General features: G+C 69.5%; 18 protein-coding genes. 13 read left to right on the top strand and 5 right to left on the bottom strand.

Going from position 1 to position 19375, the window contains the following annotated elements; all coding sequences use genetic code 11:
* Nucleotide 1: 1 nt before the first annotated feature.
* The 13 genes from ribD (at nucleotide 2) to secG (ending at nucleotide 12716) form a co-directional block, all read left to right on the top strand.
* Nucleotides 2-1081: a bifunctional diaminohydroxyphosphoribosylaminopyrimidine deaminase/5-amino-6-(5-phosphoribosylamino)uracil reductase RibD gene (gene ribD, locus ACWGLC_RS05345; protein WP_452098907.1), complete on the top strand. Its 1080-nt coding sequence runs from the start codon at nucleotides 2-4 to the stop codon at nucleotides 1079-1081.
* Nucleotides 1081-1704 carry a riboflavin synthase gene (locus ACWGLC_RS05340; protein WP_452098906.1) on the top strand — a complete coding sequence of 208 codons (624 nt, stop codon included), beginning with the start codon at nucleotides 1081-1083 and terminating at the stop codon, nucleotides 1702-1704. Before ribD ends, ACWGLC_RS05340 begins: the two co-directional genes overlap by 1 nt.
* 75 nt (nucleotides 1705-1779) lie before the next feature.
* Nucleotides 1780-3060, top strand: a complete 1281-nt coding sequence (locus ACWGLC_RS05335) for a bifunctional 3,4-dihydroxy-2-butanone-4-phosphate synthase/GTP cyclohydrolase II (protein ID WP_452098905.1) — start codon at nucleotides 1780-1782, stop codon at nucleotides 3058-3060.
* A complete protein-coding gene (ribH, locus tag ACWGLC_RS05330) occupies nucleotides 3057-3533 on the top strand; it encodes a 6,7-dimethyl-8-ribityllumazine synthase (RefSeq protein ID WP_452098904.1) in 477 nt (158 codons plus the stop codon). The genes ACWGLC_RS05335 and ribH overlap by 4 nt, the downstream gene beginning before the upstream one ends.
* On the top strand, nucleotides 3530-4081 hold the full coding sequence (locus ACWGLC_RS05325; RefSeq protein ID WP_452098903.1) for a PH domain-containing protein: 552 nt from the start codon (nucleotides 3530-3532) through the stop codon (nucleotides 4079-4081). Before ribH ends, ACWGLC_RS05325 begins: the two co-directional genes overlap by 4 nt.
* A 6-nt stretch (nucleotides 4082-4087) precedes the next feature.
* Nucleotides 4088-6169, top strand: coding sequence for an excinuclease ABC subunit UvrC (gene uvrC, locus ACWGLC_RS05320; RefSeq protein ID WP_452098902.1), 2082 nt, complete (start codon nucleotides 4088-4090; stop codon nucleotides 6167-6169).
* Nucleotides 6170-6173: 4 nt separating this feature from the next.
* Entirely contained in the window at nucleotides 6174-7046 is an 873-nt protein-coding gene (gene rapZ / locus ACWGLC_RS05315) for an RNase adapter RapZ (RefSeq protein WP_452098901.1), read from the top strand.
* Nucleotides 7047-7053: 7 nt separating this feature from the next.
* Nucleotides 7054-8043, top strand: coding sequence for a gluconeogenesis factor YvcK family protein (locus ACWGLC_RS05310; RefSeq protein WP_452098900.1), 990 nt, complete (start codon nucleotides 7054-7056; stop codon nucleotides 8041-8043).
* A 23-nt stretch (nucleotides 8044-8066) separates the two neighbouring features.
* The gene (whiA, locus tag ACWGLC_RS05305) at nucleotides 8067-9050 is read left to right on the top strand and encodes a DNA-binding protein WhiA (protein WP_344991432.1); all 984 of its coding nucleotides are present in this window, start codon (nucleotides 8067-8069) and stop codon (nucleotides 9048-9050) included.
* 119 nt (nucleotides 9051-9169) lie between these two features.
* On the top strand, nucleotides 9170-10186 hold the full coding sequence (gene gap / locus ACWGLC_RS05300) for a type I glyceraldehyde-3-phosphate dehydrogenase (RefSeq protein ID WP_230928896.1): 1017 nt from the start codon (nucleotides 9170-9172) through the stop codon (nucleotides 10184-10186).
* Nucleotides 10187-10325: 139 nt separating this feature from the next.
* Nucleotides 10326-11543, top strand: a complete 1218-nt coding sequence (locus tag ACWGLC_RS05295; RefSeq protein WP_452098899.1) for a phosphoglycerate kinase — start codon at nucleotides 10326-10328, stop codon at nucleotides 11541-11543.
* 27 nt (nucleotides 11544-11570) lie between these two features.
* Nucleotides 11571-12356, top strand: a complete 786-nt coding sequence (gene tpiA / locus ACWGLC_RS05290; RefSeq protein ID WP_452098898.1) for a triose-phosphate isomerase — start codon at nucleotides 11571-11573, stop codon at nucleotides 12354-12356.
* A gap of 126 nt (nucleotides 12357-12482) precedes the next feature.
* The gene (gene secG, locus ACWGLC_RS05285) at nucleotides 12483-12716 is read left to right on the top strand and encodes a preprotein translocase subunit SecG (RefSeq protein WP_230928899.1); all 234 of its coding nucleotides are present in this window, start codon (nucleotides 12483-12485) and stop codon (nucleotides 12714-12716) included.
* A gap of 92 nt (nucleotides 12717-12808) precedes the next feature.
* Here the strand turns inward: secG and pgl are convergent, their stop codons facing one another.
* From pgl to tkt, 5 genes are read right to left on the bottom strand one after another with little or no spacing between them, the layout of a single operon-like run.
* The gene (pgl, locus tag ACWGLC_RS05280; RefSeq protein WP_452098897.1) at nucleotides 12809-13531 is read right to left on the bottom strand and encodes a 6-phosphogluconolactonase; all 723 of its coding nucleotides are present in this window, start codon (nucleotides 13529-13531) and stop codon (nucleotides 12809-12811) included.
* Between the two features lie 54 nt (nucleotides 13532-13585).
* Nucleotides 13586-14506, bottom strand: a complete 921-nt coding sequence (locus ACWGLC_RS05275; RefSeq protein WP_452099061.1) for a glucose-6-phosphate dehydrogenase assembly protein OpcA — start codon at nucleotides 14504-14506, stop codon at nucleotides 13586-13588.
* A complete protein-coding gene (zwf, locus tag ACWGLC_RS05270; RefSeq protein WP_452098896.1) occupies nucleotides 14503-16077 on the bottom strand; it encodes a glucose-6-phosphate dehydrogenase in 1575 nt (524 codons plus the stop codon). Before zwf ends, ACWGLC_RS05275 begins: the two co-directional genes overlap by 4 nt.
* Nucleotides 16074-17183: a transaldolase gene (gene tal, locus ACWGLC_RS05265; protein ID WP_452098895.1), complete on the bottom strand. Its 1110-nt coding sequence runs from the start codon at nucleotides 17181-17183 to the stop codon at nucleotides 16074-16076. Before tal ends, zwf begins: the two co-directional genes overlap by 4 nt.
* Nucleotides 17180-19288, bottom strand: coding sequence for a transketolase (tkt, locus tag ACWGLC_RS05260; protein WP_452098894.1), 2109 nt, complete (start codon nucleotides 19286-19288; stop codon nucleotides 17180-17182). The genes tal and tkt overlap by 4 nt, the downstream gene beginning before the upstream one ends.
* Nucleotides 19289-19375 lie beyond the last annotated feature (87 nt).

Genomic DNA, 19375 nt, shown 5'->3' with positions numbered 1-19375 from the left:
CATGGCTGGATCCCCGGGCGCGGGCCGGGAACGCGAGCGGGCGGCACTCGCCGAAGCACTGGCGGTGTCGCGGTCGGCGCTCGGGGTCTCGACGCCCAATCCCCCGGTGGGTGCCGTGGTGCTCGACGCCGCCGGCGCGATCGTCGGACGCGGCGCGACCGAGGCCGCGGGAGGCCGGCACGCCGAGGTCGTGGCACTCGACGAAGCCGGGACCCGGGCTCGGGGCGGGACGTTGGTGGTGACGCTCGAACCCTGCTCGCATCACGGCCGTACCGGCCCCTGCACAACGCGGGCGATCGAGGACGGGATCGCACGGGTGGTGTACGCGGTGCCGGATCCGACGCCTGATGCGGCCGGCGGGGCGGAGACGTTGCGGCGGGCGGGAGTCGAGGCAGTACTCGTCGACGACGACGAGACGGCAGCCGCCCGGTCGGGCCCACTGAAGGCGTGGCTCCACCGGCAGTCCCGGGGCCGGCCGTTCGTGACCTGGAAGTACGCGGCCAGCCTCGACGGTCGAGTGGCCGCGGCCGACGGGAGCAGCATGTGGATCACCGGGCCCGAGGCCAGGCGACACGCACATGCCCGACGGCAGGAGATGGACGTCGTCGTCGTCGGGTCAGGGACGCTCCGCACCGACGACCCGGCACTGACCGCCCGCCTCGACGACGGCACGTCCGCCCCACGGCAACCACTCCGCGCCGTCATGGGGCTCACGGCCGTGCCCCGGGATGCCCGGGTGCGCGGCACCGACGGGCGGTTCCGCCACCTGGCGACGCGGGACCCGGGCGCGGCGCTGGACATGCTCGGTGACGTCCAACACGTCCTGATCGAAGGGGGCCCGCACCTGGCCGGGGCGTTCCTCGCGGCCGGGCTGGTCGACGAGGTGGACGCGTACCTGGCGCCCCTCGTCCTCGGCGACGGGCTGTCCGCGGTGGCCGGGGCCGGGGTCACCACCCTCCTCCAGGCGCACCGTTTCACCGTGCTCGAGTCCAGAACACTGGGCGTCGACGTGCACCTACGGATGACCACAGATCGACACACCGCGGCATCACCGGCCGCGCAGACGGAAGGACCCCGCTGATGTTCACCGGAATCGTCGAGGAGCTGGGCACGCTCGAATCCGTCGAACGGATGGGGGACTCGGCACGCCTGCGGATCCGGGGCCCGGTCGTGACCTCGGATGCCGGGCACGGCGACTCGATCGCCGTCAACGGTGTCTGCCTCACGGTCACCGGACACACCCCCGGCGAGACCTTCGACGCCGACGTGATGGCGGAGACCCTCGACCGCACCGCTCTCGGGGCGCTCGCCCCCGGCGACAGGGTCAACCTCGAGCGGGCGATGCGCGCCGACGCCCGGTTCGGTGGCCACATCGTGCAGGGGCACGTCGACGGCACCGGCGAGCTGCTCAGCCGGGTCGAGCACGAACACTGGCAGGTCGTCCGCTTCTCGCTGCCGGCCGCGCTCGCGAAGTATGTGGTGGAGAAGGGGTCGATGACGGTCTCGGGGACCTCGCTCACCGTCTCCGCGGTCAGTCACGCCGGCGCTACCGAGCCGTGGTTCGAGGTGTCCCTCATCCCGACGACGCTCGAGGCGACCGTCCTCGGGGCGTTGGCCGCAGGAGACACGGTGAACCTGGAAGTGGACGTGCTCGCCAAGTACGTCGAGAGGCTGCTCGGTGGACGCGGTGGCGGGGCCGGCTGACCTGATGCGCCATACTTGAGCCCGCGCCCGCGGCCGACGCGCGGGACACGATCAGACACAGGAGTACCCGAAGCAGTGACCATCTTCGACGGCATAGATCGCGCCATCGCCGACATCGCGGCGGGGAAGGCCGTGGTCGTCGTGGACAGCGAGGACCGGGAGAACGAGGGCGACCTGATCTTCGCCGCCGAGCTCGCGACCCCGGAGCTCATGGGCTTCCTCGTCCGGTACTCGTCCGGGTACGTGTGCGTGGCGCTCGAGGCCGAGGACTGTCTGCGGCTCGACCTGCCGCCCATGCGCGCCATCAACGAGGATCGTCACGACACGGCCTACACGGTGACCGTCGATGCCCGGACAGGCGTGTCCACCGGTATCTCCGCCTCGGACCGTGCGCGCACTTCACGGCTGCTCGCGTCGGGCGAGACCGTGCCGGGGGACTTCACCCGGCCCGGCCACGTCGTCCCGCTGCGCGCCCGGCCCGGCGGTGTGCTCACCCGCCCGGGCCACACGGAGGCCGCCGTGGACCTGGCCCGGCTCGCCGGGCTGCGCCCGGCCGGCGTGATCTGCGAGCTCGTGTCCGAGGACGATCCCACGACCATGGCCCGCACCCCCGAGCTCCGACGGTTCGCCGATGAGTACGGGCTGGCGATGGTCACTATCGAGGCGCTCCAGGCGTGGCGCCGGGCGCACGAGATCCAGATCGTGCACGAGGCCGCCGCCCGCATCCCGACCCCGTCCGGCACCATGACCGCGCACGGGTACCGCGACGTCCTCGACGGTGTCGAGCACGTGGCGATGGTGGCCGGCGACATCACGGGCGACGAACCGGTGTCCGTGCGGATCCACTCCGAATGTCTCACCGGGGACGTCTTCCACTCACTGCGCTGCGATTGCGGCCCCCAGCTCGACGCCGCGGTGGCCGCGGTCTGCGAGGAGGGCAGGGGGGTGGTGCTCTACATGCGCGGTCACGAGGGCCGGGGTATCGGCCTGGTCCAGAAACTCCGCGCCTACCAACTGCAGGACGAGGGCCGCGACACGGTCGACGCGAACCTCGATCTCGGTCTGCCGGCCGACGCCCGCGACTTCAGTCTCGCCGCCCAGATGTTGCGTAACCTCGGTGTCAGCCGGGTGCGCCTGATGACCAACAATCCGGCCAAGGCCGACGCGCTCCGCGCCGGCGGCGTGGAGGTCGTCGAGCGGGTTCCGACGCCCACGGCTGTCACCCCGGAGAACCTGCGATACCTGCGCACCAAGCGCGACCGCATGGGGCACCTGCTGGAGGGACTCGACGACGAGCTCGACGAGGCCCCGACCGATGCACCCGGAACCGACCACGACGGAGAGGAGCTGCGATGAGCGGCAGCGGTAGGCCTGAGCTGGTGATCCCCGACGCTCAGGGCCTGCGGCTCGGGATCGTCGCCGCGACCTGGCACGACGAGATCTGCACCCAGCTGCTCGATCGGGCACTGGCCGTGGCGGGCTCTGCCGGGGCCGCGGTGACCGTGGCGCGCGTGACCGGCGCGGTGGAGCTGCCGGTGGTGGCCCAGGAGCTCGCCCGGACACATGACGCCGTCGTGGCGCTCGGGGTCGTCATCCGGGGCGAGACCCCGCACTTCGACTATGTCTGCGGGTCCGTGACGGACGGACTCACCCGCATCGCGCTCGACGAGTCCACCCCGGTGGCCCACGGCGTGCTCACGACCGACACCGAACAGCAGGCCCGCGATCGTGATGGTCACGAGGGCGCCGTCGAGGACAAGGGTGGAGAGGCCGTCGCCGCGGCGCTCGGCTCCGCCGTCGTGCTCCGGGACCTCAGGAGCGGACGATGAGCGGACAGTCCATGGGCGGAGACGCCGCGGGCTCCGGCTCCGCGCCGGACGCGCGTGCCGCCGCCGCGGCCAGCGCGGCCGACACCTGGGAATTCGACCACCGCCCGACACGTATGCGCCAGATCGTCGTCGGGCTCGCCGTCGTGATCGTCATCGTCCACGTCATCTGGGCGATCATCCTCGTCCGGGGCGACACCGGCGTGACGGTCGGCCTTCCGGACCAGCTCGCGTTCGTGGTGACCGGGTTCATCTTCGCCGGGGTGCTGCTCACCCTGCTCCGCATCCGTGTTCGTGCCGGCGCTACCGGCGTCGAGATCACCGGTCCATTGCGTTCGCGTCTGTGGCCGTGGGCGGACGTCGTCGGGCTCACGTTCCCCCGCTCGAGCTACTGGCCGCGCCTCGAGCTGCCGGCCTACGAGCACGTGGGGATCTGGGCGATCCAGACCTTTGACGGCGCTGACGGGGTGACGGCCATGTCCCGCCTCCGCGAGGTCGTCCACGCGCACAAGCCGTCCGCGGCCGACCCCGAGACCGTCGCAGACCGCTGATCCGCAGTGGCCGACCCGCGCAGCTACCGTCCGGCCCCCGGTTCCATCCCCACGGAACCGGGGGTCTACCGGTTCCGTGACGAGCACGGTCGTGTCATCTATGTGGGCAAGGCCAAGAACCTCCGCAGTCGACTCGGTTCGTACTTCGCCGACCTGACGCTCCTGCATCCACGGACCCGGCAGATGGTGACCTCGGCGGCCGGCGTCCAGTGGACCGTCGTCTCAACAGAGGTAGAGGCGCTCCAGCTCGAGTACACCTGGATCAAGAAGTATGACCCGCGGTTCAACGTCCGTTACCGCGACGACAAGACGTACCCGATGCTCGCCGTGACCGTGGGCGAGGAGGTTCCGAGGGCCTTCGTCTACCGCGGCCCGCGCCGTCCCGGCACCCGTTACTTCGGTCCCTACTCCCACGCCTGGGCGATCCGCGACACGCTCGACACCCTGCAGCGGGTCTTCCCGGTGCGGTCGTGTTCGGCGGGGGTGTACAAGCGTCAGGCACAGCTCGGACGGCCCTGCCTGCTCGGGTACATCGACAAGTGTGCGGCCCCCTGCATCGGTCGGGTGACCCCGGACGAGCACCGCGAGATCGTCAACGAACTGATCGATTTCCTGGCCGGCCGGACCGACGCGATCATGCGCCGGATCGAGAAGCAGATGCTCGAAGCCTCCGCGGATCTGGATTTCGAGCGGGCCGCCCGCCTGCGCGACGACCTCGGGGCGATGCGACGTGCGATGGAGAAGCAGGCTGTCGTCCTCGGTGACGGTACGGATGCGGATGTGGTGGGCGTCGAGGCGGACGAGCTCCAGGTCTCGGTTCAGGTGTTCCATGTCCGCGGGGGACGAATCCGTGGCCAGCGCGGCTGGGTCGTCGAACACTCCCATGGTGTCGACGACGAGGGGCATTTCGACGCACAGAAGGCCGTCCCCGGTGTCGTCTCCGACTACCTCGCGCAGTTCTACGGCGGCGAGGCAGATCTCGCCGAGTCCGCCGAGTCCGGTGATATCGCCGCGGCCGTGCCCCGCGAGGTACTCGTTCCGGCGTTGCCCGAGGACTCGGACGAGCTGACCGACTGGTTGTCGGGTCTGCGGGGCTCACGGGTGTCACTGCGGATCCCGCAGCGCGGGGACAAGCGTGCCCTCGCCGAGACGGTCCATCGCAATGCCGTCGAAGCGCTCACCCAGCACAAGCTCCGCCGGAGCGGGGACCTCACGGCCCGCTCCGCCGCGCTGCAGGAGATCCAGGAGACTCTCGAGCTCGATTCCGCGCCGCTACGGATCGAATGTGTGGACATCTCGCACATCCAGGGCACCGACGTGATGGCCTCGCTGGTGGTGTTCGAGGACGGCATGGCGCGGAAGAGCGACTACCGGCTCTACCGGATCCGTGAGGCCGCCGGCGACGGCCGGTCGGACGACGTCGGCAGTATCGTGGAGGTGACCCGGCGACGGTTCCGCCGTCACCACGAGGATCCCGCTCTCACCCCCGACGAGACCGACGGCCCGGTCGACGACGAGTCGGGCCCCGATGCGAAAGCGACCCCGGCGCGGAGGTTCGCCTACCCTCCGCAGCTGTACGTCGTCGACGGCGGGCGGCCGCAGGTCGAAGCCGCGGCCGAGGTGCTGTCAGAACTCGGGGTCAACGACGTACCGGTGATCGGAATCGCCAAGCGCCTCGAGGAGATCTGGCTCCCCGGCGAGGAGTACCCCGTGATCTTCCCCCGACACGGCGAGGGACTGTTCCTGCTGCAGCGACTCCGAGACGAGGCGCACCGCTTCGCGATCCGGGCGCACCGCGGCGCACGATCGAAGCGGATGACCGCCTCCGTGCTCGACGACGTCCCCGGTCTGGGCCCCTCACGCCGTGCAGCTCTGACGGAGGCGTTCCCCACCGTCTCGGCGTTGCGGAAGGCCTCGACCGAGCAATTGTGCGCGGTACCCGGGATCGGCCCCGGCGTCGCGGCCGCCATACGCTCGGTGCTCGGCGCCGATGCCCGGGACACGGACACGGCCGCCGCCGGCGTGACAGACTCGACCGCACAGAGCGAGGGTGGGACCGATCAGAACGGCACAGACGATGCGAGGTGACACGATGGTCGACGGCGGGGACAAGCGCGAACTGCTCCTGATCAGCGGGATGTCCGGAGCCGGCAAGGGCACGGCCTCCAAGGTTCTCGAGGAGTTCGGCTGGTACGTGGTGGACAACCTGCCGTTGTCGTTCATGAGCGACTTTCTGGAGCGGATCAGCGAATCCGAGACCGGCCCGCAGCGACTTGCCATGGTGGTCGACACCCGCAGCATCGGTTTCGACGAGCACCTCGACGACCTGCTGGGCCACTTCGACGGTTCCGCGGGCGGCCGCATCCTGTTCCTCGAGGCCTCCGACGAGGCGTTGGTCAGCCGCTTCAACAACGTCCGCCGCTCCCACCCGCTGCAGTCCGGCGGCGGGCTCGTGGACGGGATCGTGCGCGAACGACGGATCCTCGAGGGACTGCGGGGGCGGGCCGACGTCGTCGTCGACACCTCCTCCCTCAGCGTCCACGACCTACGACACCGGCTGGAGACGCCCTTCGGCGACCTCGGGTTCGACTTCCACCTCACCGTCGAGTCCTTCGGCTTCAAATACGGCGTCCCGGTGGACGTCGACATGCTGCTCGACATGCGCTTCCTGCCCAACCCACACTGGATCCCCGAGCTGCAGCCGCACACCGGGCGCGACAAACCGGTGCAGGACTATGTGCTGGCCGACGAATCGATCGAGGAGTACCTTCGATCGGCCGAGACCATGATCCGCCTGGCCATGAAGGGCTACCGGCGCGAGGGCAAGCGGTACATGACGATCGCCGTCGGCTGCACCGGCGGCAAACATCGGAGCGTCGCGATCTCCGAGTCACTGGCCGGACGCCTGAGCACACTGGACGCGGTCGAGGTCCACGTGCGCCACCGCGACCTCGGTCGGGAATGAGTCGGTCATGACCGAAGGCAGCACCTCACGGGTCTCATCGCTGGTCGCACTGGGCGGGGGACACGGACTGTCCGCCACCCTCCGGGCGGCGCGGCTCGTCGCCGACGACGTCACCGCGGTGGTCACCGTCGCGGACGACGGTGGTTCCTCGGGTCGGCTACGACGTGAGCTCGGGATCCTGCCTCCCGGCGACCTGCGGATGGCACTCTGCGCCCTGGCCGGGGAAGACGACGAACACGACCGTCTGACCCGGCTGTTCCAGCACCGGTACGGGGGCACCGGTGCGCTCGCCGGGCACGCCGTCGGCAACCTGGTGTTCGCGGGCCTGTGGGAGCTTCTCGGTGATCCGATAGAGGCCCTCGACGCGGTGCGGTCGATTCTCGGTGTGGACGGCCGCGTCCTGCCGATGTCACCGGTGGCGCTGGACATCGCCGCGGAGGTGGTGGGACTCGAGGCCGATCCGCGCGTCGTGCGGACGATCATCGGACAGGTCGCGGTGGCCACCACGCCGGGGAGTGTGCGCCGGGTGCGGCTCATCCCACCCGACCCGCCCGCCGCCGCCGGTGTGGTGGAGGCGATCGACGCCGCCGATCTGGTCGTACTCGGGCCGGGCTCCTGGTTCACCAGCGTGATCCCCAACGTCCTGATCCGGGAGATCGCCGAGGCACTGGCCCGCACGTCCGCGACCAAGGTGCTCGTCCTCAACCTCGCACCGCAACCGGGGGAGACGGCGGGGTTCTCCGCCGAGCAGCACCTGCACGTCCTGCGCCAGCATGCGCCCGACATCGACTTCGACTCGGTCCTGGTCGACCCCCGGATGCCGCTGAGCGCGACCGAACGTGAGCACCTCGAACGCGCCGCCGCAGGACTGGGGGCCCGGGTCGTGACCGCGGAGATCGCGCGGACCCGGGCGGATGGGACCATGATGGCCGTCCACGACCCGGTCCTGCTGGCCTCCGTGCTGGCCGCCTCGACGTCCGCACCCGCGGGCGAGTGAACACAAGAACGAAGGAGCAGGGAGTGTCGCTGACCGCGCAGGTCAAGTCCGAACTGGTGAGGGTCCCGGTGGGGAGCTCGGAGACCAGGAAGGCAGAGGTCGCCGCCATCCTGAGGTTCGCGGGAACCCTGCAGGTCCTGTCGGGCCGCCTGGTGATCGAGTCGGAGGTCGACTCCGGCGACATCGCCGACCGCTTGGCCGCCGAACTCGACTCCCTTTTCGGCGTCTCCTGCGAGATCCACCCGATCGGGGGATCCGGTGGCAGAGCCGCGCGGAAATTCGTCATCCGGGTGATCGACCGCGGCGCCGACCTCGCCCGCCAACTCGGACTGGTCGACGGCGCCGGGCGCGGGGTCCGCGGCCTGCCGGCCGCCGTCGTGGGCGGCCCCGTCACCGCGGCCGAGGCCGCATGGCGGGGCGCGTTCCTCGCCCACGGCTCACTCACCAAGCCCGGCCGGTCGTCCGCCCTCGAGGTGACGGCGCCGGGTTCCGAGGCGGCGATGGCACTGGTCGGCGCCGCGCGCCGACTCGGCGTGACGGCCAAGGCCCGCGAGGTCCGCGGGGGCGACCGCGTGGTGATCCGCGACGGCGAGGCGATCGGGATCCTGCTCGCCCGGATGGGCGCCACGACCACCCGGGACGTCTGGGAGGAGCGCCGCTCCCGCGGCGAGGTGCGTGCGACCGCCAACCGGCTCGCCAATTTCGACGACGCGAACCTGCGGCGCTCGGCGCGCGCCGCCGTCGCGGCGGCCGCCCGTGTTCAGCGGGCATTGGAGATCCTCGGCGAGGACGTCCCGGATCATCTGCTGGCCGCCGGCGAACTCCGGGTTCAGCACCGGCAGTCCTCGCTCGAGGAACTCGGTCAGCTCGCCGACCCGCCGATGACCAAGGACGCCGTCGCGGGCCGGATCCGGCGCCTGTTGTCCATGGCGGACCGCAAGGCTTCCGAACTCGGTATCCCGGACACCGAGTCCGTCGTCACCGAGGACATGCTCGACGACGCCTGACCGCCGGTAGGACCCTGCACAGCGCCGGACGGCGGCGGGTAGTCTGGATCACGTCCCCGGGCTGTACCCGGCCCCGGTGACGTCCAGCGTTCTCGCACCACCAATAAGGAGACATCGAAGTGACCGTGCGCGTAGGCATCAACGGATTCGGACGTATCGGCCGCAACTTCTACCGCGCGGTGGAGGCTCTCAAGGCCGAAGGCAAGACGGACATCGAGATCGTGGCCGTCAACGACCTGACCACGAACGACATGCTCGCTCACCTCCTCAAGTACGACTCGACGCTCGGTCGTCTCGGCAAGGACGTCACCTTCGACGACTCGTCGCTGACCGTTGGTGGTACCAAGATCGGCGCCCTGGCCGTCAAGGAGGGACCCGCCTCCGTGCCGTGGGGCGACTACGGTGTCGACGTCGTCGTCGAGTCGACCGGCATCTTCACCGACGCCGAGAAGGCCCGCGGCCACCTCGAGGGTGGCGCCAAGAAGGTCATCATCTCGGCCCCCGCCTCCGGCGAGGACCTCACCGTGGTCATGGGCGTCAACGACGACCAGTACGACGGCTCGCAGACCATCATCTCCAACGCCTCCTGCACCACGAACTGCCTCGCCCCGGTGGCCAAGGTCCTGTCGGACGAGTTCGGCATCATCAAGGGCCTCATGACCACCGTCCACGCGTACACGGCCGACCAGAACCTGCTGGACGCCCCGCACAAGGACCCGCGTCGTGCCCGCGCCGCCGCACTGAACATGGTGCCCACCTCCACCGGTGCCGCGAAGGCCGTCGCCCTGGTCCTTCCCGAGCTCAAGGGCAAGTTCGACGGCTACGCCGTGCGCGTCCCCCTGCCCACCGGCTCGCTCACCGACCTCACGGTAGAGCTCGAGAAGAAGGCCTCGGTCGACGAGGTCAACGCCGCCGTCAAGGCTGCCGCCGAGGGGCCGATGAAGGGCATCCTCAAGTACACCGAGGACCCGATCGTCTCCTCGGACATCGTCACCGATCCGCACTCGTCTATCTTCGATGCGCCGCTCACCAAGGCGATCGACGGCCAGGTCAAGATCGCCTCCTGGTACGACAACGAGTGGGGTTACTCCAACCGCCTCGCCGACCTCATCGGCCTCGTCGGCAAGTCACTCTGACGGGTCGGAAGACCACGACGAGCCACGAGCACCACCACCGGGCCCGGCCCCGGGACGTCCACAGCGTTCCGGCCGGGCCCGGTACGGCATCACCCACCACCCAGACCACCACACAGCACCTCCCGGAGGAGTCCACCCCATGGCAGTGAGCATGCTCAAGGACCTGCTCGAGGCCGGCGTCGAGGGTCGCAAGATCCTCGTCCGCTGCGACCTCAACGTCCCGCTCGACGGCAATACCATCACCGACGCCGGACGCATCACGGCCTCGCTGCCCACACTCAACGCACTGCTGGACGGCGGCGCCGCCCTGGTGATCACCGCTCACCTCGGACGCCCCGGGGGTCAGGCGGATCCCGAGTTCTCGTTGGCGCCGGTCGCCGAGAAGCTCGGAGACGAACTGGGCCGGTACGTGCAGCTCGCGGGTGACGTGGTGGGCGCCGACACCCGCGAGCGTGCGAACGGGCTCACCGACGGGGATGTGCTGCTCGTCGAGAACGTCCGCTTCGACCCCCGCGAGACGAGCAAGGACGAGTCGGAGCGCGCCGCGTTCGCCGCCGAGTTGGCCGAGCTCGTCGGCGAGGACGGGGCGTTCGTCTCTAACGGCTTCGGTGTGGTCCATCGCGCCCAGGCCTCCGTCTACGACGTCGCCAAGCTGCTCCCGGCCTACGCGGGCGATCTTGTCCAGAGCGAGGTCGAGGTCCTGGCAGACCTGACGGGCGATCCGCAGCACCCCTATGCCGTCGTGCTGGGTGGCTCGAAGGTCTCCGACAAGCTGGCCGTCATCGAAGCGCTCGCCCCGAAGGTCGACACCCTCGTCATCGGTGGCGGCATGTGCTTCACCTTCCTCGCGGCGCAGGGTCACGGAGTGGGTTCGTCACTTCTCCAGGAGGAGATGATCGACACCTGCAAGGACCTGCTCGCCAAGTTCGGGGACGTGATCAGCCTGCCCGTGGACGTCGTGGCCGCTGACGGGTTCGCCGCCGATGCGCCGCATACCACCGTGCCCGCCGACGCGATTCCGGACGGCAAGATGGGCCTGGACATCGGACCCGAGTCGGTCGCCGCCTTCGCGGAGAAGCTCTCCGTCGCCAAGACCGTGTTCTGGAACGGCCCCATGGGCGTGTTCGAGTTCGAGGCGTTCTCCGCCGGCACCCGCGGTGTCGCGGAGTCCATCATCGAGGCCACCAGGAACGGCGCGTTCTCGGTCGTCGGCGGGGGCGATTCCGCGGCGGCGGTCCGCACCCTCGGCCTGGGGGAGGAGAACTTCTCCCACATCTCCACCGGTGGCGGCGCCTCGCTGGAGTACCTCGAGGGCAAGGAACTCCCCGGGGTCACCGCGCTCGAGCGCGGCAACTGACACCGACCGTCGACAACAGGAGAGAACATGGCACGCACCCCGCTCATCGCCGGCAACTGGAAGATGAACCTCAATCATCTCGAGGCCATCGCCCTCGTGCAGAAGGTCGCCTTCGCGCTGCCCGAGAAGTACCTCGAGAAGGTGGATGTGGCATTCATCCCGCCCTTCACCGATATCCGCGGCGTCCAGATCGTGATCGAGGGCGACAAACTCGGCTTCGCCTACGGCGCGCAGGACGTGTCGGTCCATGAATCCGGGGCGTACACCGGCGAGGTCTCGGCGGCGATGCTCGCCAAGCTCGGTTGCACCTACATCGTGGTCGGGCACTCCGAGCGTCGCGACTACCACGCGGAGTCCGATGAGCTCGTCGCCGCCAAGGCCGCGGCCAGCCACAAGCACGGTCTGACCCCGATCGTGTGCGTCGGCGAGAAGCTGGACGTCCGCGAGGCCGGTCAGCACGTCTCGTACGTGGTCGACCAGCTCAAGGGATCGCTCGCGGGCCTCTCCAGGGAGCAGCTCGCCGGCACCGTGATCGCCTATGAGCCGGTCTGGGCCATCGGCACCGGAAAGACCGCCTCGGCTGCGGACGCCCAGGAGGTGTGCGCCGCGATCCGCGCCGCACTGGCCGAGCTCGCGGACAACGAGATCGCTGAGAAGATGCGCGTACTGTACGGGGGCAGCGTCAACGCCTCGAATGTCGGCGAACTGCTCGAGCAGGCGGACGTCGACGGCGGCCTTGTCGGCGGCGCGTCCCTCAAGCCGGATGAGTTCGCGCAGCTCTCGGCGATCGCCGCCGGCGGCCCGCTGCCCTGACACATCCTTCCCGGCGCGTCCGGCCCTCGGGCCCGGGCGCGCCGGGATTCGCCATGAACATCCGACCGGGTAGTCTGGAGCGGTCGCTATCCGACCGCCCGACCTGACGTGAGGCACGATCTCTACATGAAGCTCGCCCTGGACCTCTTCCTCATCATCTCCAGCTTGCTGTTGATGCTGTTCATCCTGCTGCATCGCGGCAAGGGTGGCGGTCTGTCCTCGCTCTTCGGCGGCGGTGTCCAGTCGAGCCTGTCCGGATCGAGCGTCGTGGAGCGGAACCTCGACCGTGTCACCGTGATCGTGGCCGTTCTCTGGCTGATCGGCATCATCGCGATGGGGCTCGTGGTTCGCTTCGGCTGACCTCCCGGTCACCGACACACACCGCGCGCGGTTGCCCGCGCAAACAAGCGGGGTGCGTCATTTCCTGCACAACCGCGTGATGCGGGTCCCGCTCACGACAGCATCGACGCAGCCGGCCCGTCCAGGTGGTACGTCGTGGACACGACGCCCCGCGCTCCCGCGACCGGCCAGTCCACCGGATCCGCGCCCTCGATGCCGCGGGCGACCGCTTCGGCCTTGCCGTCCCCGGTGGCCACCACGATCACGTGCCGCGACCGGCATACGGCGGGAAGGGTGAACGTGAGCCGTTCCGGCGGCGGCTTGGGACAGTCGCGCACGCCGACCACCAGTTGCTCGCTCTCCGCGACCGCCGGGGTGTGGGGGAAGATCGAGTCGATGTGTCCCTCGGGCCCCATCCCGAGAAGCGTCACATCGAACAGCGTCTCGTCCCCGGCGGGCATGGGGTGTGCGGCGCGGAACGCGCTCGCCGCGGCATCGACATCGTCGTGCTCCGCGCCGCGTGCGGGCCAGCGGTGCACCGTGGGTCCTCCGCCCAGTGCATCGAGAAGGACGTCGTCGATCTGGCCGTCGTTACGCTCGGGGTCGTCAGCGGGAACGAATCGCTCGTCACCGAAGTAGATGGTGACCCGCTCCCACTCGATGGCCGCGTCGGCCAGCGCCGCTGCGGTCTTGACGCCCGCGCTCCCACCGGTCAGCGAGAGGACAGCTTGACCGGTGGCGGCGATTCGCTCATTGAGATGGCCGGTGACGGCCTGCGCCGCGGCGGCGGCGAGGCTGTCGATGTCCGGATGGACGAGATGGCGGATGTCTGACATCGGTGCTCCTGTCGTGGGCTTGATTCGGCGTACTGCCCGAGGCCGCGATCTGCGTCAGCGGACCGAGGCTGAGGTGTAGATGACCCGATCGAAGTTGGCCAGTGCGTCGGCGTAGACCCCGTCGGTATCCATGCGTCTGAGTTCTTCCGCCAGGCAGTCGGCGATACTACGACCGACCAGGGCGACCCGGGTGGGCGAGTGTCCGGTGATGTGAAGCTCTGCTGCCGTGGGGCTGACCTGCTTGAGCACAATCGATCCCGAGGCGCGCTCGAGGACGACCATCGACGGGCCCACCGCGCGGTGCACGTCGATCCCCAGGCGGGACGCCAGCCACGCGCCGGCCAGGTCGACCGATGCGGCGCGTTCGGGACCGCAGACCGTGGCGGCCGTGATGGGCTCGTACGGCGGGCGGTCCAGCGTTGCGGCGAGCAGCGACCGCCAGTGGGTGATCCGTGCCCACGCCAGATCGGTATCGCCCGGCGAGTAGCCCGCCGCACGTTTGACCAGCGCGTCAGTCGGGTGCCCCTCCGTGTCGGAGTCGACGATGCGACGCCGTGCCAGCCGCCCGACCTTGTCCTCGGACAACAGGGTCGGGGAGTGCCGGGGCCACCACACCGCCAGGGGGGTGTCGGGCAGGAGCAGGGGAGTGACGATCGCGGCCGATTGCGATGCCAGGCCGCCGGAGGTCCGCAGCACGACCACCTCCGCCGCGCCGGCGTCTCCACCGACCCGGATCTGTCCGTCGAGGCGATCACCGTCGGCGCGGCGTCCGCGGATCACCACGATCACGCGACAAGGGTGCTCGCGGCTCGCCTCGTTGGCGGCATCGATCGCCGCTTCGCTCCCACGGACATGGTCGGTGAGCACGATGAGCGTGAGGACGCGGCCGATGGTGCTGAGGCCGGATTCCTCACGGATCTGGACCAGCTTCTTGGCGATCTCCCGCGTGGAGGTGTCGGGAAGGTCGATGATCACGGTCGCCTCCATGCCCGGCCGCTACGGGCCAGTATCTCGTCGGCGCCCTCCGGCCCCCACGTTCCGGCCTGGTATTGCTCAGGGGTTCCCTGCGACGCCCACTCCCGGAGCACGGGATCGAGCAACATCCAGCTCAGTTCGACCTCTCGGGAGACGGGGAACAGGGACGGCTCGCCCAGGAGGACATCGAGGATGAGACGCTCGTACGCCTCCGGGGAGGACTCGGTGAACGCCTCGCCATAGGCGAAATCCATGTTGACGTCGCGGACCTCCATAGCCGTCCCCGGGACCTTCGAGCCGAATCGGAGCGTGACCCCCTCGTCGGGCTGAACCCTGATGACCAGCGCGTTCTGACCCAGCTCCTGGGTCATGGTCGCGTCGAACGGCAGGTGCGGGGCGCGGCGGAACACCACGGCGATCTCGGTGACGCGGCGTCCGAGACGCTTGCCGGTGCGCAGATAGAACGGCACGCCAGCCCATCGCCGATTGTGGACCTCGAGCGTGATCGCGGCGTACGTCTCGGTGGTGGACGAGGGGTCGTACCCCTCCTCCTCCTTGAGCCCGACGACGTGCTCGGAGCCCTGCCACCCGGCCGAGTACTGACCGCGCGCAGCGGTCTCGGCGATGGGCAGCGCCAGGGAAGTCGACTCCAGGACCTTGGTCTTCTCCGACCGGAGTGCTGCTGCGGAGAAGTCGGTCGGTTCCTCCATCGCCACCAGCGCCATCAACTGGATGAGGTGGTTCTGGATGACGTCCCGTGCCGCTCCGATCCCGTCGTAGTAGCCGGCACGGCCACCCAATCCGATGTCCTCGGCCATCGTGATCTGCACGTGGTCCACGTGATTGGCATTCCAGACGGGCTCGAACAGCTGGTTCGCGAACCGGAGGGCCAGAATGTTCTGGACGGTCTCCTTGCCCAGGTAGTGGTCGATCCGGAAGACGGAGTCCTCCGGGAATACCGCCCCCACCACGTCGTTCAGTTCTCTCGCGCTGTCGAGGTCATGACCGAACGGCTTCTCGATCACCACCCGTCGCCAGGAACCGTCCGGACCCCTGGTGGCGCCGGTCCGGTCGAGGTGCCGACAGACCGTGGGGAAGTCGTCCGGGGGAATCGACAGGTAGAACGCATAGTTCCCGGCTGTGCCGCGCTCTGACTCCAGCACTCCCAACTCATCCGCGAGGCGGTCGAAGCCCTCGTCGTCGTCGAACGTTCCGGTCACGAACCGGAGTCCGGCGGCGAGTTGGTCCCACACATCCTCGCGGAACGGGGTCCGGCACTTCTCCCGCGCGCACTCGCGCGCGAACTCCGCGAACTGTTCGCTCGACCATTTCCTACGGCCGAAACCGATGAGCGAGAACCCGGGAGGGAGCAGACCGCGGTTGGCGAGGTCGTACACCGCCGGGATCAGCTTCTTCTTGGACAGATCACCGGTGACGCCGAAGATCACCAGGCCCGACGGCCCGGCGATCCGGGGGAGACGTCGGTCGCGCGGATCGCGTAGTGGGTTGGTCCGCTCCGGAACCTCGGAGCCGACCGCGCCGGGGCGGTGCCCCGGGGCCGACTCGCTCACGAACCCGCCGGGATCTCGTCGATCCGCGACCTCACGGTGTCCGAGAGGTCGTCCCACGCCGTGACGAACTTCTCCACGCCCTGCTGCTCGAGCAGCGCGAAAACCTCGTCGAGGTCGATCCCGTCCGCGCGGAGGGCATCGAGGGTCGCACGGGAGGCAACAGCCGAGCCACGCACGGTGTCACCCTCGAGTACCCCGTGATCCGCGAATGCCTCCATGGTGGCGAAGGGCATCGTGTTGACCGTCCCGTGCGTGACCAGCCCCGTCACGTACAGCGTGTCGGGGTAGGCGGGGTCCTTGACGCCGGTCGATGCCCAGAGCAGGCGCTGCGGGCGAGCACCGCGATCTGCGAGTGCGCCGAAACGCCCGGACGGATCGAACAGCTCGTCGTAGACCTCCTGGCACAGACGCGCATTCGCGAGCCCGGCCTGACCCCGCAGCGCGGAGTCCTCCGGGAGACGTGAATCGATCTCGGTGTCGAGTCGGGAGACGAAGACGGACGCGACCGAGTGGATCGTCGACAGGTCATGACCTGCCTCCGCTGCCTGTTCGAGACCGGCGATGTACGCCTGCGCGACTCTGCGGTACTGATCGACCGAGAAGATCAGCGTGACGTTGACGTCGATGCCCTTACCGATCACCTCGGTGATGGCCGGCAACCCGGCCGCGGTGGCGGGAATCTTGATCATGACGTTCGGACGGTCCACGACGTCGGCGAGTTCCACGGCCTGGGTGACCGTGGCCTCGGTCTGATCCGCGAGGCGAGGATCGACCTCGAGGGACACCCGTCCGTCGACACCATCGGTCGACCGGAAGGTGTCCGCCAGGACATCGCACGCGTCGCGGACATCCGCGGTGGTGAGCGCACGGAGGACCGCATCGACGTCGCGGTCGGCGGCCACCGCCTCCGTGAGAGCCGACTCGTACGCCGACGAATCGGACAGAGCCGACTGGAAGATCGCCGGGTTGGTGGTGACACCCACCACCGAGTAGGTCGACATCCGCGAAGCCAACTCACCCGAGCCGATGAGCTGGCGCGACAGATCGTCGAGCCAGACGGACACGCCGGCAGCGCTGAGCGCGGCGAGATTTGCGTTGGTCATCATGCCTCCTCGGCAACAGCCGCGAGCGACTCACGGGCGGCCGCGACCACCGCGTCGGCGGTGATCCCGAACTCGGTGAACAGGGTCTGATAGGGCGCCGAGGCGCCGAAATGCTCCAGCGAGACGGCCCGGCCGGCATCACCGAGGAAGCGGTACCACGGCATCGCGATTCCCGCCTCGACCGAGACACGGGCGCGGACGGCCCGGGGCAGCACCGACTCGCGGTACTCAGCGTCCTGCTGATCGAAGAACTCGACACACGGCACCGAGACGACCCGGGTCGGCACACCCTCGGACTCGAGGACCTCGCGCGCGGCCACCGCGAGCTGCACCTCGGAACCCGTGCCCATCAGGATCACCTCGGGGACGGCAGTGGACGCCTCCACGAGCACGTACGCACCGCGCTCGACGCCCTCGCGCGCCGCCTCGGCTGTGCCCTCGAGAACCGGAACGTCCTGACGGGTCAGGCACAGCCCCTTGGGGCCGTCGAGGGCCATCAGCATGGCCCGCCACGCGGCTGCCGTCTCGTTGGCGTCGGCCGGACGCAGGATGGCCAGACCGGGGATGGCGCGCAACGCGGCCAGTTGCTCGACAGGCTGGTGCGTGGGCCCGTCCTCGCCGAGGCCGATCGAGTCGTGGGTCCACACGTAGTACGCGTTACTGCCCTGGAGGGCGGCCAGCCGGACCGCCGGCCGCATGTACTCGCTGAAGATGAGGAACGTCCCGCCGTACGGCCGGGTGGGACCGTGGAGGGCGATCCCGTTGAGGATCGCACCCATCGCGTGCTCGCGGATACCGAAGTGGAGGTTCCGTCCGTAGGGGGACGCGGTCCAGGTGTCCGTGGAGATGGTGGTGGGTCCGAAGGAGTCCGCGCCCTTGATCGGGGTGTTGTTGGATCCGGCGAGGTCCGCGGAGCCACCCCACAACTCCGGGAGGGTGGCCGCGAGGGCCTGGATGGCTGCGGCCGAGGCCTTACGGGTGGCCACGCCCTTCGCATCCGCCTCCCAGGTCGGGAGTCCGGCGTCCCAACCCTCCGGCAGCGCGCCGGAGTAGAGCCGGTCGAACAGCGCCTTGCGCTCCGGGTTCGCCTCGGCCCAGGCGTGGAACATGTCGCTCCACTGCGCATGGACCCTGGCACCGCGGTCGCGGGCACCGCGCGTGTGCGCGATCACCTCGTCGGCCACTGTGAACGGCTCGGTGCCGCCCATACCCAGAGCCGTCTTGACGGCATCGACCTCCTCCTGACCCAGAGCGGCGCCGTGGGACGCGCCCGTGTTCATCAGCTTCGGGGCGGGGAAGGCGATGATCGTGCGGAGGACGATCAGCGAGGGCCTGTCGGTGACGGAACGGGCATTGGCGATCGCCTCTTCGATCGCCTCGACGTCCTCGCCACCGTTGACCGTCTGGACGTGCCAGCCGTAGGCCTCGTACCTGGCCGCGACGTCCTCGGTGAAGGCGATCTTCGTATCGTCCTCGATCGAGATCTCGTTGTCGTCGTACACCGCGATGAGATTGCCCAGCTTCTGGGTCCCCGCCAGCGACGACGCCTCCGCGGTGACGCCCTCCTGGAGATCACCGTCGGAGGCGACCACGTAGATGAAGTGGTCGAACGGGCTCTTGCCTGCCGGGGTGTCCGGGTCCAGGAGACCACGCTCATACCGGGCCGCCATGGACATGCCCACGGCCGAGGCGAGCCCCTGGCCGAGCGGGCCGGTCGTGATCTCCACACCGTCGGTATGGTTCCACTCCGGGTGCCCGGGGGTGCGGGAGCCCCACGTACGCAGCGCCTTCAGATCGTCGAGCTCCAGCCCGAATCCCGCGAGGTACAGCTGCACGTACTGGGTGAGCGAGGAATGTCCGCAGGACAGGACGAAACGGTCACGGCCGATCCACTTCGGATCAGTCGGGTCGTGCCGCATCACACGCTGGTAGAGCGTGTAAGCCAGGGGAGCCAGGCTCATCGCGGTGCCCGGATGGCCACTGCCGCAGTTCTGCACTGCTTCTGCGGCGAGGACACGCGCGGTGTCCACGGCTCGGGTGTCCAGTTCAGTCCAATCGGACGGGTGGCGGGCGGTGGTGAGCTCGGTGATCTCCGACGCGCTGGTCACTTGTGGTTCTCCCGGGTCGAGGGTGCGGCGCGGATCCGCGCGTATGTCGTCCACCACCTTAGTGGTCGGCAGCGGCCGGGGTCGCCA

Source organism: Dietzia sp. NPDC055877, assembly GCF_053615975.1.
The sequence above is the reverse complement of the archived record's forward strand: the minus strand, read 5'-3'. Positions and strand labels throughout refer to the sequence as shown.